This window comes from Mycobacterium sp. BMJ-28 (genome assembly GCF_054404835.1).
Window position 1 is genome coordinate 6,232,275 of sequence record NZ_CM136783.1, and the last position, 14,737, is coordinate 6,247,011.

15 protein-coding genes are annotated in these 14,737 nt (G+C 68.6%); 7 read left to right on the forward strand and 8 right to left on the reverse strand.

All coding sequences use genetic code 11. The features are described 5' to 3' along the window. Position 1: 1 nt before the first annotated feature. The 7 genes from ACXPWS_RS30775 to ACXPWS_RS30805 form a co-directional block, all read right to left on the reverse strand. Positions 2 to 1,222: a CaiB/BaiF CoA transferase family protein gene (locus ACXPWS_RS30775; protein WP_458710275.1), complete on the reverse strand. Its 1,221-nt coding sequence runs from the start codon at positions 1,220 to 1,222 to the stop codon at positions 2 to 4. Between the two features lie 65 nt (positions 1,223 to 1,287). Beyond that, entirely contained in the window at positions 1,288 to 2,052 is a 765-nt protein-coding gene (locus tag ACXPWS_RS30780; RefSeq protein ID WP_458710276.1) for an HpcH/HpaI aldolase family protein, read from the reverse strand. Between the two features lie 7 nt (positions 2,053 to 2,059). Beyond that, complete coding sequence (locus tag ACXPWS_RS30785) at positions 2,060 to 3,016, reverse strand: aldo/keto reductase (RefSeq protein WP_458710277.1); 957 nt, start codon at positions 3,014 to 3,016, stop codon at positions 2,060 to 2,062. Further along, positions 3,016 to 3,846 (reverse strand): ATP-binding cassette domain-containing protein, encoded by an 831-nt coding sequence (locus ACXPWS_RS30790; RefSeq protein ID WP_458710278.1) that lies wholly within the window; start codon positions 3,844 to 3,846, stop codon positions 3,016 to 3,018. The genes ACXPWS_RS30785 and ACXPWS_RS30790 overlap by 1 nt, the downstream gene beginning before the upstream one ends. Then, complete coding sequence (locus tag ACXPWS_RS30795; RefSeq protein ID WP_458710279.1) at positions 3,843 to 4,655, reverse strand: ABC transporter ATP-binding protein; 813 nt, start codon at positions 4,653 to 4,655, stop codon at positions 3,843 to 3,845. Before ACXPWS_RS30795 ends, ACXPWS_RS30790 begins: the two co-directional genes overlap by 4 nt. A gap of 1 nt (position 4,656) precedes the next feature. After that, positions 4,657 to 5,598 (reverse strand): ABC transporter permease, encoded by a 942-nt coding sequence (locus tag ACXPWS_RS30800; protein WP_458710280.1) that lies wholly within the window; start codon positions 5,596 to 5,598, stop codon positions 4,657 to 4,659. Beyond that, complete coding sequence (locus tag ACXPWS_RS30805) at positions 5,595 to 6,530, reverse strand: ABC transporter permease (protein ID WP_458713761.1); 936 nt, start codon at positions 6,528 to 6,530, stop codon at positions 5,595 to 5,597. The genes ACXPWS_RS30800 and ACXPWS_RS30805 overlap by 4 nt, the downstream gene beginning before the upstream one ends. Positions 6,531 to 6,749: 219 nt before the next feature. On the opposite strand from ACXPWS_RS30805, the gene ACXPWS_RS30810 reads away from it, so the two are divergent. The 6 genes from ACXPWS_RS30810 to ACXPWS_RS30835 are packed head-to-tail and all read left to right on the forward strand — an operon-like array spanning position 6,750 to position 13,061. Continuing rightward, positions 6,750 to 8,333, forward strand: a complete 1,584-nt coding sequence (locus ACXPWS_RS30810) for an ABC transporter substrate-binding protein (RefSeq protein ID WP_458710281.1) — start codon at positions 6,750 to 6,752, stop codon at positions 8,331 to 8,333. Beyond that, the gene (locus ACXPWS_RS30815; RefSeq protein ID WP_458710282.1) at positions 8,333 to 9,508 is read left to right on the forward strand and encodes a sialidase family protein; all 1,176 of its coding nucleotides are present in this window, start codon (positions 8,333 to 8,335) and stop codon (positions 9,506 to 9,508) included. The genes ACXPWS_RS30810 and ACXPWS_RS30815 overlap by 1 nt, the downstream gene beginning before the upstream one ends. Continuing rightward, a complete protein-coding gene (locus ACXPWS_RS30820; protein WP_458710283.1) occupies positions 9,493 to 10,182 on the forward strand; it encodes an SDR family NAD(P)-dependent oxidoreductase in 690 nt (229 codons plus the stop codon). The genes ACXPWS_RS30815 and ACXPWS_RS30820 overlap by 16 nt, the downstream gene beginning before the upstream one ends. Next, on the forward strand, positions 10,179 to 11,279 hold the full coding sequence (locus ACXPWS_RS30825; RefSeq protein WP_458710284.1) for a four-carbon acid sugar kinase family protein: 1,101 nt from the start codon (positions 10,179 to 10,181) through the stop codon (positions 11,277 to 11,279). The genes ACXPWS_RS30820 and ACXPWS_RS30825 overlap by 4 nt, the downstream gene beginning before the upstream one ends. Continuing rightward, a complete protein-coding gene (pdxA, locus tag ACXPWS_RS30830; RefSeq protein ID WP_458710285.1) occupies positions 11,276 to 12,286 on the forward strand; it encodes a 4-hydroxythreonine-4-phosphate dehydrogenase PdxA in 1,011 nt (336 codons plus the stop codon). Before ACXPWS_RS30825 ends, pdxA begins: the two co-directional genes overlap by 4 nt. 4 nt (positions 12,287 to 12,290) lie before the next feature. Continuing rightward, positions 12,291 to 13,061 (forward strand): DeoR/GlpR family DNA-binding transcription regulator, encoded by a 771-nt coding sequence (locus ACXPWS_RS30835; RefSeq protein WP_458710286.1) that lies wholly within the window; start codon positions 12,291 to 12,293, stop codon positions 13,059 to 13,061. Positions 13,062 to 13,068: 7 nt separating this feature from the next. Here ACXPWS_RS30835 and ACXPWS_RS30840 read toward each other — a convergent pair whose 3' ends face one another. Continuing rightward, positions 13,069 to 14,178 carry an FAD-dependent oxidoreductase gene (locus tag ACXPWS_RS30840; protein WP_458710287.1) on the reverse strand — a complete coding sequence of 370 codons (1,110 nt, stop codon included), beginning with the start codon at positions 14,176 to 14,178 and terminating at the stop codon, positions 13,069 to 13,071. 108 nt (positions 14,179 to 14,286) lie between these two features. On the opposite strand from ACXPWS_RS30840, the gene ACXPWS_RS30845 reads away from it, so the two are divergent. Continuing rightward, on the forward strand, positions 14,287 to 14,730 hold the full coding sequence (locus tag ACXPWS_RS30845; protein ID WP_458710288.1) for a DUF4383 domain-containing protein: 444 nt from the start codon (positions 14,287 to 14,289) through the stop codon (positions 14,728 to 14,730). Positions 14,731 to 14,737: the final 7 nt, after the last annotated feature.

Below are 14,737 nucleotides of genomic sequence, written 5' to 3' on the forward strand. Positions count from 1 at the left end.
CTCAGGCTATCGCGCCGGAGTCCTTCAGTTCCTCGATGCGGTCCCAGTCCAGGCCGATTTCCATCAGCACCAGTTCGGTGTGCTCGGAGGCCTGCGGCGCCCGCGTGGTCTGCAGCGGTTCGTGGTTGAACTGCACCGGGCCACGCACCACCTTGAACGGCTTGCCGTCGGCACCTTCGACCTCGGTGATCATGTCGTTGGCGATGGCCTGTTCGTCGGTACCCAGATCGACCAGGCTCTGGAACGGCGCCCACTGGCCCTTCATCGTCTTGAGATGCTGACGCCAGTATTCGAATGGCTTGCTGCGGATCGCCGCGGCGATGAGTTCCACGCCGGCTTCGGCATTTTCGATCAGCGGCAGCACATCGCGGAACCGCGGATCGTCGGCCAGTTCGGGCAGGCCCAGATGCTCGAAGGCATCGCGGATGTAGCCGGTCGGGCTGACGATGCAGAGGTTGATGGTGCCGCCGTCGGAGGTCTGGTAGTTGGCCATGAACGGGTTGACCGACGCGGTCGCCCCTGGCATCAGCGATCGCATGGTCTCCCCGGTCTCCATGCCCTGGGTCACGCTGGCGCCCGCGGCCCACCACGCGGTGCTCAGCAGCGAGACGTCGATCTCCAGCGCCTCGCCGGTGCGTTCCCGGTGGAACAGGGCCGCCGAAATGCCGCCCGCGATGTTCATCCCGCCGATGGAATCCCCGAACGCCGGGATGCCCTGCGGGAGCGCACCGCCCAGCTCTTCCGGTGTCAACGCGTGCCCGACACCGCTTCGGGTCCAGAACGCGGTTCCGTCGAAACCCCCGGTGTCGCGTTCGTCGCCCTTGTCTCCGTACGCGCTGCCGCGCGCATAGATGATGTTCGGGTTCGCCGCGCGGATGTGCTCGACGTCGAATTTGTTCTTCTGCCGCTGGGCAGGCAGGTAGTTGGTCAGGAACACGTCGGCGGACTTGGCGATCTCGTACAGCACCTCCTGGCCGCCGGCCGTGGAGACGTCGATGCCCACGCTTCGCTTGCCGCGGTTGGGGTGCTCGATCAGCGGATGCCGGTTCGGGTCCAGCGCGAAGCCGCCCATATTGACGAAACCGCGCTGGGTGTCGCCGCGAACCGGGTGCTCCACCTTGATGACGTCGGCACCCCAGTCCGCCAGGATTGCTCCCGCGGCGGGGACGAAGGTGAACTGCGCTACCTCCAGGACGCGCACGCCCTGCATGACCTTGCTCATCCGGGCCCCTTTTCCGCCGATCTACTGGCGACCGTACCGTATTAGCGACGGTAGGGACCGGCCGGCTACCCGCCGAGCGCATCCTTGAGGTGCGCGGCCGACGCGGCCCTGAGGTGGGTGACGTCGGAAGCCACCGAGGCGAAGGTGAATCCCTCGGCCAGGCGCCGGGCCGCGGTCGCGCCGTCGGCGGTGTGGATGCCCGCCGCCAGTCCCGCGGCCGCGGCGGCCTCGCGGACCCGCGTCACCGCCGCCTCGAATTCGTCGGCCACGGCCGGGTCGTTGAAATGCGCACCCCCGACGGCCAGCCGCAGATCCGACGGGCCGACGTAGACACCGTCGAGTCCGGGCACCGCGCAGATCTCGGCCACATTGGCCAGGCCCTGCGGTGTCTCGATCATGGCCAGCACCACGGTGTCCCGGTCCGCCTCCGCCGGTAGCGGGCCGATGCGCAGTTGAGCCCGCATCGGCCCGTAGGACCGGATGCCGTTGGGCGGGTAAGTCGCCGCCGACACCGCGGCGGCGGCCTCCTCGGGGGTATTGATCAACGGGACGATCACCCCGGCCGCCCCGGCGTCCAGGGCCCGGCCGATCGGCGTCGGATTGTTGGCCTCGACCCGGACCAGCCCCACCGGGCCGCCGGCGGCGTCGATCGCGGTCAGACCGGCCACCATCCCGCTGTACCCGATCAGACCGTGCTGCAGGTCCAATGCCAGGTAGTCCCAGCCGACGTGGGCCACCCATTCGTGTGCGACCGGGCAGTCCAGCACCGACCAGTACCCCAGGATCCGCTCCCGCCGGCGTAGCCGGGCGGCGAATTCGTGTGCGCTCATCATCGACCTATCGGTTGTAGTTGGGCATCGGGCCGCGCAGGGCCGCACCGACGTCGTCGCAGGCCTCGATGACGTCGGCCGGCAGCGGTCCCCTGCCCAGCACGGCGATATTGGCTTGCAGGTGACCGACTTTCGATCCGCCCAGCAGGATCGGACCGGTGGCCGGTTTGGACAACAGCCAGCGTAGCGCCAGCTCGGTCAGCGGGATGCCGGCCTTCTCCGCGATCGTCGACAGCGCCTCCACGGCCTCGAAGATCGCCGTGTTCCAGTACCGCTGTTTGTACATCTGGGCCAGCCGCGAGGTACCGAACCGGCCGTCGGCGGGATCGGCGTCGAAGCGGTGCCTGCCGGTGAGCAACCCGCCGCCGAGCGGGTTGTACACCATGGTGATCAAGCCGGTGACAGAAGCGAATTCGGCGTACTCGTCCTCGATCCGGCGGGCCAGCAGATTGTAGAGTTGCTGCGCGACGACGGGCCGCGGCGCGCCGACTTCATCGGCGGTGTGGTTGATCTCGCCGATCTGCCAGGCCGCGAAATTGGACACCCCCAGTGCACCGATCTTGCCTTCGTGCACCAGGTCGGCGACGGTGGTCAGGGTTTCGGCCAGCGGCGCGGCGCGGTCGGGCTGATGCAGATAGAACAGTTCGACGTGGTCGGTGCCCAGCCGCGCCAGGCTGCCCTCGACGCTGGCGCGCAAGCCCTGGGCCGACAACGGCGAATGCTCACCGGCGTCGGGGTGCGGCATACCGGCCTTGGTCGCCAGGGTGACGCGGTCGCGACGGCCCTTGAGCAGGTCGCCCAGGATGCGTTCGGTCTGCCCGCCGGCGTAGCCGTTGGCGGTGTCGACGTGATTGATACCCGCATCCAGCGCCACCTCGAGCATCTCCTGCGCGCCCGCGGCGTCCACGGTGTCGCCGAATGTCATGGTGCCCAAGATGAGTGGGGACAGCTGCAGATCGGACACTAGGCGACTCCCTGTTCCTGTTTGGTGCACAAGACGTTGCGCGGTTTGATACCGACCATGGTGCTCGGGTCCAGGGCCGCCGCACGCAGGGCGCGGGTGTAGGGCTGCTGCGGGTCGGCGAGCACGTCGGCACTGACGCCCTGTTCGACGATGACACCGCCCCGCATCACGATGATGGTGTCGCTGATCTCGCGGACCACCCCGAGATTGTGGGTGATGAACAGGTAGGTCAGGCCGGTGTCTCGTTTGATCTCGCGCAGCAGCTCGAGCACCTGTGCCTGCACCGACACGTCCAGCGCGCTGGTGGCCTCATCGCAGACCAGCAATTCGGGATCACTGGCCAGCGCGCGGGCGATGCCGATACGTTGGCGTTGCCCGCCGGAGAACTCGGCGGGTTTGCGGTGCAGCGCCGATGTCGGCAAACCGACCCGGTCGATCAATTCGGCGGCACGGGTCTCACGTGCCGTCCGGCTGCGGATGCCCTGCAACCGCAACGGTTCACCGACGATGTCGACGGCGTTCAGGTGCGGATCCAGCGATCCGTACGGATCCTGGAACACCATCTGGATGCGGGACCGCAGCGGACGCATGGCCCGCTCCGACAGGGCCGCGATATCGACGCCGTCGAACATGATCCGGCCGGAGGTCGGGGTGAGCAGCCGGACGATCGCTTTGGCCAGCGTCGACTTTCCACAACCCGACTCGCCGACGACGGCGAGGGTGCTGCCCTTCGCGACGGTGAAGCTGATCGAGTCGAGTGCACGGAAAACATGGTGCCCCACTGGGTATTCGACCACGAGATCCTGCACCGCGAGCAGTGCGCCGGTCATGCCGAGACTCCGATCTTGGCCGGTCCGTCCAGCCGCGGCACCGCGGCCAGCAGACGCTTCGTGTATTCGGTCTGCGGTGCGCGCAGCAGTTCCTCGGCGGTCCCGCCCTCGACGAACCGCCCGTCACGCATCACGAAGATGCGGTCCGACATCAGCCGGGCCACCCCCAGGTCATGGGTGATCAACAGCATGCCGATACCGGTGCGCTCCTGCAGTTCCAGCAGCAGGTCCAGAATGCTGGCCTGCACCGTGACATCGAGTGCGCTGGTCGGCTCGTCGGCGATGATCAACTCCGGCCCTGCGGCCAGCGCGGCGGCGATCAGGACCCGCTGCAACTGACCGCCGGAGAGTTGGTGCGGGTACTTGGCCAGCTGTTCTACCGGACGCGAAATCTTCACCTGTTCAAGCAGTTCCACCGCGCGGTCGCGGCGGCGGGCGCGCCCGGTGACACCGCTGTGCCGGATGGCGTCGCCCAGCTGGGCACCGATGGTGTGCACCGGGCTCAGTGCCGTCATCGGGTCCTGCGGGATCAGGGCGATATGGCGTCCGCGCACCGCGCACAACGCGCGTTCGTCACCGAGGATCGACCGGTCACCGAAGGTCACCGTTCCGGAGAGCACCGCCAGGTCGGTCGGTAGCAGGCCGAGGATTCCCATTGCGGTGGTGGATTTTCCGGACCCGGATTCGCCGATGATGGTGACCGTTTCACCGGCCTCGATACAAAACGAGACGCCGTCCACCGCGCGGATGACGCCCGCGGCGGTGATCAGCTCGATCTGCAGCTCGTCGACACAGAGCAGGTTGGTCATCTCAACGGACCTTTCGGTGAAGCGTGAACCGGCTCAGTACACCGGTTTTGGAGCGTCCGGCACTGTCGCGCAGGCCGTCGCCGAGCAGGTTGACCCCGACCACCAACAGCGCGATGGCCAGCCCCGGCAGGGTGACCAGCCACCACGAGGTGGTGACGTAGTCCTGCCCGTCGGAGATGATGCGGCCCCAGGTGGCGAACGGGCGCTGAGGTCCGGCCCCGAGATAGCTCAGGGCGCTTTCCAGCAACACCGCCTGGGCGAGCAGCAGCAGTACCACCAGCGAGACCTGCTTGATGATGTTGGGCACGATGTGGCGCAACAGGATGGCGGTGCGCCCGAGCCCGAGCACATGAGCCGCCGCGACATAGGGTTTCTCCCGCTCGACCAGGGTCAGAGACCTTGTCAGACGGGCGATTTCGGGCCACTGGGCGATCGCGATGACGAACGTGATGACGGGGATGGACGGGCCGAACAGCGCGACCACCAGCAGCAGCATCATCAGCAGCGGCAGGGACAGCTGCGCCTCCAGCAGCCGGCTGACGACGGTGTCGGCCCACCCACCGCGATAGCCGGCGATCGCTCCGAGGGTCAGGCCGATCAGGCCCGAGACCACCACTGCGAGCACCCCGATGACCAGGGATACCTGTCCGCCATAGAGCACCCTGGCCAGCAGGTCACGGCCCAGCTGGTCGGTGCCGAACAGGTGCCCGCCGGTCAGCGGCGGTATCCGCCGGGCAGCCAGGTCGGTGACATCCGGTGACGGGACCGGCAGGATCCGGGCGAACGCCACCGGCAGGATCACGACCAGGGCGGCGATGCTGCCGATCCAGATCTTGACCCTGCTGTCGCGGGCGCGCCGGGTGGCGCCGGCGCGAGCGATATCGCGGGGGGTGACCGCCGACGGACGCGGCTGCGCGGGCGCGTCGTAGGTGGTGGTGCTCATTTGCCACTTCCCTTCCCGAGCCGCACCCTGGGGTCCAGCACCGGATAGCAGAGATCGACGACCAGCTGGACCAGCACCGCCAGCACGGCGGTCACCAGGACGGTGGCCTGGATCAGCGGGTAGTCGCGGGTTTCCAGCGCGCGCACCACCAGGGAGCCGACCCCGGGCCAGGCGAACACCACCTCCACCACGACGACGCCGTTGAGCATCGAGGCGAAACGGGTGCCCAACGCGGTGAGCACCGGTATCGCCGAGTTCCGCATGGCGTAGCGCCAGATCAGTTCGTGTTCGGACACGCCTCGGGCACGGCCCACGGTGATGTAGGGAGAGTTGAAGGCGCCCACCATCTCCCGGCGCACCATCCGCGAGATCAGCGCTACCTGAAGCACGGCGATGGTGACGGTCGGCAGCACCAGGCTCGACCAGGTGGTGAAGCCCGCCGCGGGGAACACCGGGACCAACACGGCGAACAACGTGATGAGCATCAATCCGGTCCAGAAGTCGGGCATCGACTGCCCAGTGATGGTGACGGCATTGGCGGCCAGTTCGCGGCGGGTGTCGGCGCGCCGGGCCATCCAGACACCCAGCGGCAGGGCGATCAGGGTGGTCAGCAGGATCGCCGCCACCGACAGCGTGATGGTGTAGGGCAGCCGGCCGAGCACCACGTCGAGCGCCGGCGCCTGGAACGAGTACGAGGTTCCCAGGTCGAGGTGCAGTAGCCCCTGCAGGTAGCGCAGGTATTGGATAAACACCGATTCGTCGAGCCCGAGGTCGGCGCGGATGCGGGCCAGATCCTCGGTGGTGGCCAGTGGCCCGGCGATGGCGTCGGCCGGGTCACCCGGTGCCAGCCGGATCAGGACGAACACCGTGGTGAGGGTGAGGAATACGGTGAGCAGGCTCTGCCCGAGACGCCGGATGATGTATCGCGGCATGGCTGCGGTGAACCAGCGGCGGTTGGGCCGCTGGACCGGAGCGTCGAGCTGGTGGGTCATCGTGACGTCCTTCGCCGAATGACGGGGGTTGTTACTCAGCTCACAATGCCATTCCTGCGCGTTATGCGCAAGTATCGTTCTTTTCTTGCGCGTTCTGCGCAGATCAGGGTAGAGTTCAGCTGTGTCAGCCGTCACAGCAGCATTTCGTCCGGAGGGTCGATGATGACCAAACCCCTTCTCGACCGGCAGTTTTCGCGCCGCAACCTGCTCCGGTCCGGAGTGCTGCTGAGCGCGGGCCTGGCCGTCGGATCCGCCGCCGCCGGGTGCGCCACCCCCACCGGCCGGCCGGGCCCCACCACCATCAGCCTGGCGATGAACCGGTCCATGACGACGCTGGACAACAAACTCCTGCAGTACGACGCGGCGCTGACGGTGCAGCGCGCCGTACGCCAGGCCCTCACCGAGATCGATCACCAGCTGCGCCCCAGGTTGGTGCTCGCCGAGGAGTTCACGCTCACTTCCCCGACCCGGTGGTTCGTCCGGCTGCGCCGCGGCATCAGGTATTCCGACGGTTCCCCGGTGCAGGTCGAGGATGTCGCCACCGCGCTGCAGATGTACAGCCAAGTGCACGGCGGGTTCGTCGGCGGGTTCTTCCCCGAGTGGCCGACCGTCCAGAAGATCGATGCGACCAGCTTCACCCTCGAGACCCAGCACCCGGTCCCCGTGCTCGACTACCTGATGTCGAACATCCTCATCACCCCCGCCGCGGCCAACCGTCCCGAGGATCTGCAGGGCGGCCTGGGTTCGGGCCCCTTCATCGTCACCGCCGCCGACCGCGGGCTGGGCAATTACAGCCTGGAACGCAATACGAACTATTGGGGCCCACGCCCCACCGTCGAGTCGGTGCGGGTCCGGTTCATCCCCGACGAATCCAGCCGCGTGGTGGCATTGCGCAGCGGTGAGGTCGACGTCATCGATTCCATCACCCCTGACTCCACCGATCAGCTCGACGGATTGTCCGGTGTGGCAGTCGATCACGCCGACGGCGTGCGGCTCAATCAGTTGTTCTACAACTTCCGTAAGGCCCCCGGCGCCCCGACCGCCGACGTCCGGGTCCGGCGCGCACTCACGTATGCGATCGACGGCAAGTCCCTGATCGACAATGTGCTGCAGAACTCGGCCACCGCGTCCAAGGGGGTCACCCCGCTCAGCCTGGACGGCGCCGTCGAGACCGGTGAGTACAGTTACGACCCGGACCGCGCCCGGCACGAGCTCGACGCCCTCGGGTTGCGCAACCTACCGCTGAAGATCATCTGGGAGAGCGGTGAATTCGCCGCCGACACCGACGTCATGGAATCGGTGGTGCAGATGCTGTCGGCGGTCGGTGTGCGGGCCACCCTGCGGCAGTTCGAACCCGGCGGTGACATTGCGCAATGGCGCCAGGGCCGCGCCGGCGACTGGGATGTCCTGGGCAACGGCTTCCCCAGTCCCACCGGGCTGGCGTTGACCATCATGCAGGGCATGTACGCGGGTACCGAGGAGAAGGAGAAGACGCGCGACACCTACCACGGTTACCTGTTCCCGGACATCACCGCGCAGATCAGCCGGGCATCGGAGGAGCCCGATGCAGGCAAGCGCGCCGCACTGCTCGCCACGGCGCAGCACGACATCTGGAAGACCTGCCCGATGCTGTGGTCGTTCGTCCCGAAGGCCGTGCTGGGCCGTCGGCACCGGATCGACGGAATCGCGCTGCGCCCCACCAACTCCTACGACCTGGCCAATGTTGCCCTGAAGGGGCAATGATGCACACCGACGGTATCGTCACGGCCACCGGTGAGCCGGGCCGCCGCGACGCCCTGCTGCCCGCACCGCGGGTGCAGAACCACGCCGCCAATCTCGCCGTGTTGCCCGACGGGGCGCTGGGCTGCGTATGGTTCGCCGGCACCCAGGAGGGGGTGCCGGATATCAGCGTGTGGTTCTCCCGGCTCGACGACGGCGTGTGGTCCAGTCCGGTTCAGCTGTCCGACGACCCGACCCGATCCGAGCAGAATCCGGTTCTGCACGTGCACGATTCACGTCAGCTGTGGCTACTGTGGACATCTCAGCACGCCGGCAACCAGGACACCGCACGTGTGCTGCGCCGCATCTCCACCGACGGCGGACGCAGCTGGGGCGAAACCGGTGTGCTGCTGCCGGAAACCGATGCCGGCGGGGTGTTCGTTCGCCAGCCGCTGGTCCGGTTACCCGGTGGGCGATTGTTGCTGCCGATCTTCCACTGTGTGCGCATCCCTGGGCAGCGCTGGGTGGGCGACCGCGACTACAGCAGCGTGATGATCTCCGATGACGACGGCCGGTCCTGGCGCCTAGTGGTGGTGCCCGACAGCACCGGCTGCGTACACATGAACATCGGGCGGCTCGCCGACGGCACCCTGGTGGCGCTGTATCGCAGCCGCAAGGCAGATTTCATCTACCGAAGCGTGTCCACCGACGACGGCGACACCTGGTCGCCGCCCGCACCCACCGAACTGCCCAACAACAATTCGTCGATCCAGTTCGTGGTGCTGCCCGGCGATCGACTTGCGCTGGTGTTCAACGAATCCAGCGCCGCCGATGCCACCGCACGACGCACCTCGCTCTACGACGAGATCGACGATGACGGTCTGGCCGCAGACGGCCCCGCGCCGGTCACCGAATCGCAGGTCACCGAAAGCGGGGACGGCCACACCGCATTCTGGGGCGCCCCGCGGGCACCGATGACGCTGGCGCTGTCGCACGACGGCGGCGTGACCTGGCCGGTGCGCCGCGACATCGAGACCGGGGACGGTTACTGCCTGTCCAACAATTCCCGGGACGGGCGCAATCGGGAGTACTCGTACCCGAGCATCACCGCCACCGGTGACACCCTGCACATCGCGTTCACCCGGTTCCGGCAGGCCATCGAATACGTCGAGGTGAGACCGCCATGGATCGGGACGTGACGCCGATCGCGGTGGTCACCGGTGCCAGCTCCGGGATCGGTGCCGCCACGGCGCGCCGGTTGCTCGACGACGGCTGGCAGGTCGTCGGGGTGAGCCGGCGAGCCCCGGATATCCAGCACCACAACTTCATCCCCGTTTCGCTCGACCTCGGGGACTTCCCCGCCGTGCGGGCCTGGGCGCTGGCCGCCGGCCGGATCGACGCCGTCGTGCACGCGGCGGGTCTGCAGTACTCCGCGCCGCTGGGCGAACTCGATCACGAACACGGACTGCGGATGTGGCGCATCCACGTGGGCGCCGCCGAGGTGCTCGTCAACGCCCTGACGGCGAAGCTGACCGACGGCGCCCGGGTGGTGCTGGTGGGTAGCCGCACCATGACAGGCAATGCCGGCAAAAGCCAATATGTGGCAACGAAATCCGCGCTGACCGGGATGGCCCGATCCTGGGCCGCCGAGCTGGCCGGCCGCGGGATCACCGTGAATGTCGTCGCCCCCGGCCCCACCGACACCCCCATGCTGGCCGATCCGGCCCGCGCGCACACCCCACCCACACTGCCGCCGCTGGGCCGCTTCATCGACCCCGCCGAGGTGGCCGGCCTCATCGCGTTCCTGCTCGGCCCCGACGGCCGCAGCATCACCGGCCAGGCCATCGTGCAATGCGCGGGAGCCTCCCTGTGAACACCGTGGTCACCGTCTTCGCCGACGATCTGTCCGGGGCAGCAGAGACCGCCGCGGCCTTCCACGGCCGCGGGATCCCGGTCACGCTGCGGCTGGCGCCGGGCCCGCCGATCCCGGCCGGTGTCACCGTGCTCGATCTGAACACCCGCACCATGACCGCCCAGGCGGCCCGATCGGCTCAGCGTGCCGCGCTCACCGAATCGGCACCGGAAGCCCTGGTGTTCAAGAAGATCGACTCGTTGTTACGGGGCAATATCCGTGCCGAGGTCGACGCGCTGACCGAACGCGGCCCGGTGCTCGTCGCGGCCGCCCTGCCCGCGCTCAACCGCACCGTCGTCGGCGGCGTGTTGCACCTCGATGGCGTGCCCTTGCATCGCACCGGCGCCTGGGCCGCCGAGGCCGGCGCGCCACCCCCGTCGGTCCTCGAGCTGTTCGGTCCGGACGTGACCGTGTGCGATGCCGCCACCGACGCGGACCTGGACGCCGTCATCCGATCCGCCGCCGCCGGGACCCAGCTGGTCGGCACCTCGGCGCTGGCCGCCGCTCTCGCCCGGACCCTGCCCGCGGCCGATCCGGCGCCTGCGTACCGGCGACCGTCTCCCGGCCTGCTCGCCGTGGTGGGAACCGCGGACCCGCACGCCGCCGACCAGGTGAACCACCTGGTGGCGCGCGGTGTCCACCACGTCGTCCTGGCGGCCGGTGCCCTGTTGGGGGCCACCGCCGATCCCGCCGCCGTCGGCACCGCACTGGCCGACGGACCGGTGGTGGTGACCGTCGGTGGTCCGATCCGGCCGGAGCGGGCCCGCGACCTGTCCCGCGCGCTGGGGCGTCTGATCGCCGACGGCCTCCGCGGCCATCACCCTGACCTGATCCTGACCGGAGGGGAAACCGCCCGCGCGGTCATCGACGCCCTCGGTCTGACCGACCTGCGGCCCGTCCACGAGGTGCACCACGGTGCGGTCGTGTCGGTCGCATCCGACGGGCGCAGCGTCGCCACCCGTCCGGGCAGTTTCGGCGACGGCAACAGCCTGGCCGCCATCGCCGACTACCTGGCCAGTCCCCAGCATGTCCAACCCCAACTGAAGGACAATTCATGACAGGACATCCCGTTGTCGCCGTGACCATGGGCGACGGTGCCGGCATCGGCCCCGAGGTGATCGTTCCCGCCCTGCTGGACGAGGCCACCCAGGCCTTCTGCAATCCCGTCGTCATCGGCGACGCGAAACGCCTGACCCAGGCCGCCGCCATCCTGGGCATCGCGGTCGATATCGTCACCGTGCCGACAGTCGCTGCAGCAGAGCAGGTTCCGGGGCGGATCAACGTCATCGATCTGGACCTGCTGCCCGCCGATCTGCCGTGGGGCCGGCTGTCGGCGGTCGCCGGGCACGCCGCCTACGAATACATCCGGGTGGCAAGCGAACTCGCGGTGCGCGGGGAGGTCCAGGCGATCTGTACTGCGCCGCTGAACAAGGAGGCACTGCACGCGGCCGGACACATCTTCCCCGGCCATACCGAACTGCTCGCCCACCTCACCGGTACCGAGGAGGTGTCGATGATGCTGTCCACCCCCAAGCTCAAGGTCATCCACGTCACCACCCACATCGGCCTGCTGGACGCGGTGCGGCGCATCGAGCCGGGCTTGGTGGAACGCACCATTCGCCGCGGTCATGAGGCCCTGGTCCGGTCGGGCGTCTCCGACCCGAAGATCGGGGTGTGCGGTATCAACCCGCACGCCGGGGAGAACGGGTTGTTCGGCTATGGCGAAGAGGAGCAGAAGATCATTCCCGCGGTGCAGAAGTTGGCCGCCGAGGGTATCGACGTGCACGGTCCGCTGCCCGCCGACACGGCGTTCTTCCTGGCCGGCCGCGGCGACTACGACCTGATCGTGGCCATGTACCACGACCAGGGACACGGCCCGGTGAAGGTGCTCGGAATCGAGGCCGGCGTCAACATCACCGTCGGCCTTCCGGTGATCCGCACCTCGGTGGATCACGGTACCGCTTTCGACATCGCGGGCAAGGGCATCGCCGAGCCCGGTAGTATGGTCGAAGCACTTCGGCAGGCCGCCGAATTGGCAAGCAGCACAACAACTGTCAAAGGATAGGGATTTGCCGGTACGTGGGTCGCAGGCCCGCCGGGCCGAGATTGTGCGGCTCGCGCGGTCCAGTGGGCTGGCCAGTGTGGACGAACTGTCCGCCCAGTTCGGCGTCACGGCGTCGACCATCCGCCGGGACCTGGGCCAGCTCACCGAGGAGGGGCTCATCGCCCGGACCTACGGCGGCGCCATCGCCCTGGACCCGCAGCCCGAGTCCTCGTTCCGGCAACGCGCCCTGGAGGGCTATGCCGCCAAACGCCAAATCGCGCAGTGGGCGGCCGGCCAGGTCCGTCCGGGCGAGACCATCCTGCTCGACGCCGGCACCACGGTTGGCGCGATGGGCGAATTCCTCTGCGAGATACCCCGTTTGACCGTCGTGACTGCGGGCCTGAGCGCGCTGGAAGAACTCGCCGACGCCGACGATGTCCGCGTCGAATGCATCGGTGGCACGCTGCGGCATCTGAGTCAGGGGTTCGTCGGACCGCTGGCGGAGGCCGCGTTGGGCCGCATGACCTTCGACCGGGCCTTCCTCGGTGCCGACGCCGTGCACGCCGAACTGGGCATCTGCGAGGCCGAACTGGAGCAGACCCGGCTCAAGGAGTTGATGATCGAACGGGCCGGGACCGTCTACGTGCTGGCCCACGCCGCCAAGCTCGGCCAGCGACCGTTTCACGCCTGGGCGCCGATTCCGCCCGGCGCCACCCTGATCACCGATGAATCCGCCACCGAGGCGCAACTCGGGCCGTTCCGGGCCGCGGGCATCGCCACTCAGCGCGCGCACTGACCGGGCGCTACCGGTCCCGCACCCCGCGGTAGATGCCGCGGCGAACGATCCACGGTTGCAGCACCCGGTCGATGGACCAGGCGGGGAACTTGAACGCCCGCCCGGTCGGGGCGAACACCTCGAGGCCGTCGTGCTGGGCTCCGAGCACCGAACCCCAGCGGGCCGATGGCGCGCGGTACGCCCGCATCCGGCCACCGGCGAGGTAGGCGCTGACATTGCGCGCGACCAGCCCGTCGGCACGACTGCGCGCCGAGGCGCGTAACGGGTCGGTGGCCGCGACATCGCCCACCGCGAACACACCGGGGTGTCCGGGGGCCTGCAATTGCGGTGTCACCCGGACGAATCCGTGCTCATCGAGCAGGTCGGCAGGCAGCCATCCGGTGTTGGGCCGGACCTTGCCGATCGCCCACAGGACGGCGTCCGCGCTGACCGGTGACTGTCCGGTGGACCAGTGCACCGGCTCGGCGGTGATGCTGTCGCAGCCGAACCCGACCGGTATCACCGCTCGGTGGCCGGGGCGCAACGCGACACCGGCCTGCCTGAGCCGCTGCTCGACGCGGCGCCACACCCGCCAATGATGCTGGGGCAGAGCATGTTCGCCGGGGTAGTACAGCGCGATGCCGGCCCCGGGCAGCGCCGTCGCCAGATTGGCCGCGGCGCTCACCGCCGCGGCGCCACCCCCGATCACCGCGATCGATTCCGCACCGGCCAGCCGCTCGTGCGCCGACCGCAGTTCCTGCCCGATCTCCTGGTCGTTCTGCCAGCCGGGTTGGCGCCAAAAGCCGTTCGCCACACCGGTGGAGATGACCAGCGCGTCGAAAGGCTCCTGTTGTGCCGTTCCGGCACGATCGACGCTCACGGTGCGCGTCGTCAGATCCACCCCCGTGAGCACCCCGTGCACGGTGCGTACCCGGTCCAGACCGCGGAACCGCTCGAACCCGATCCAGTAGTCGCGCGCCCAGTCGTCGGGCCGCGCCACCCGCATCCCGAGTTCCTGCCCGCTGACCAGGCCCGGCTTCGCCGAGATGCCCACGACGTCGAATTCCCGCGCCAGTTTGATGGCGGTGAGCACGCCGGTGTCCCCGAGCCCAGCGATCACCACACGTCGGCGTTCCATGACGGGCACGCTAGCGGCTCGCACCCGCAAAAGCGGCGCACCCACCATTGACGTGGTGCGGACGGCGTCATACCGTCGAACTCACCGATCTACTACAGGGAGTAGGAGATGGCCCGTACCAGTCGTTGGAGCTTCGCCCAGTGGGGCCTGCTCGTCATCGCGGTGGTGCACCTCGCGCAGGCGATCGCCGGATTCATCGCCGAACCCAGCTTCGCCACCGGCCCCGGAGCGCCGACCGTGCAGATTCTCGGGATGGATTACAACGGCTGGCATGCGGTCGCCGGCCTCGCGCTGTTCGGTCCCGGCCTGGTGTTCTGCTGGCGCAAATCCTGGGCGGTGCTGTATCTGCTGGCCGCGGCGGTGGCCGGCGGCCTGCCCGGCGTCTGGGCCCTGTTTTCCCATCAGGTGGCCTACGTCTTCACCTTTCCGAACAACATCACCGACGCGGTCGTGCACTTCGTCACCGCTGCGATCATGGCCGCCGTCGCCGCCATCCAGATCCGGCTCGACGGCGGGTTGCGCAACAGCCTGGCCGATCTGCGCCGGCAGTGACATATAT

Coding starts and splice junctions, on each gene's coding strand:
- ACXPWS_RS30790 (WP_458710278.1), bottom strand. CDS start 3,846: ATGACCGGCGCACTGCTCGCGGTGCAGGATCTCGTGGTCGAATACCCA.
- ACXPWS_RS30795 (WP_458710279.1), bottom strand. CDS start 4,655: ATGACCAACCTGCTCTGTGTCGACGAGCTGCAGATCGAGCTGATCACC.
- ACXPWS_RS30775 (WP_458710275.1), bottom strand. CDS start 1,222: ATGAGCAAGGTCATGCAGGGCGTGCGCGTCCTGGAGGTAGCGCAGTTC.
- ACXPWS_RS30810 (WP_458710281.1), top strand. CDS start 6,750: ATGATGACCAAACCCCTTCTCGACCGGCAGTTTTCGCGCCGCAACCTG.
- ACXPWS_RS30815 (WP_458710282.1), top strand. CDS start 8,333: ATGCACACCGACGGTATCGTCACGGCCACCGGTGAGCCGGGCCGCCGC.
- ACXPWS_RS30805 (WP_458713761.1), bottom strand. CDS start 6,530: ATGCCGCGATACATCATCCGGCGTCTCGGGCAGAGCCTGCTCACCGTA.
- pdxA (WP_458710285.1), top strand. CDS start 11,276: ATGACAGGACATCCCGTTGTCGCCGTGACCATGGGCGACGGTGCCGGC.
- ACXPWS_RS30780 (WP_458710276.1), bottom strand. CDS start 2,052: ATGAGCGCACACGAATTCGCCGCCCGGCTACGCCGGCGGGAGCGGATC.
- ACXPWS_RS30820 (WP_458710283.1), top strand. CDS start 9,493: ATGGATCGGGACGTGACGCCGATCGCGGTGGTCACCGGTGCCAGCTCC.
- ACXPWS_RS30845 (WP_458710288.1), top strand. CDS start 14,287: ATGGCCCGTACCAGTCGTTGGAGCTTCGCCCAGTGGGGCCTGCTCGTC.
- ACXPWS_RS30800 (WP_458710280.1), bottom strand. CDS start 5,598: ATGAGCACCACCACCTACGACGCGCCCGCGCAGCCGCGTCCGTCGGCG.
- ACXPWS_RS30840 (WP_458710287.1), bottom strand. CDS start 14,178: ATGGAACGCCGACGTGTGGTGATCGCTGGGCTCGGGGACACCGGCGTG.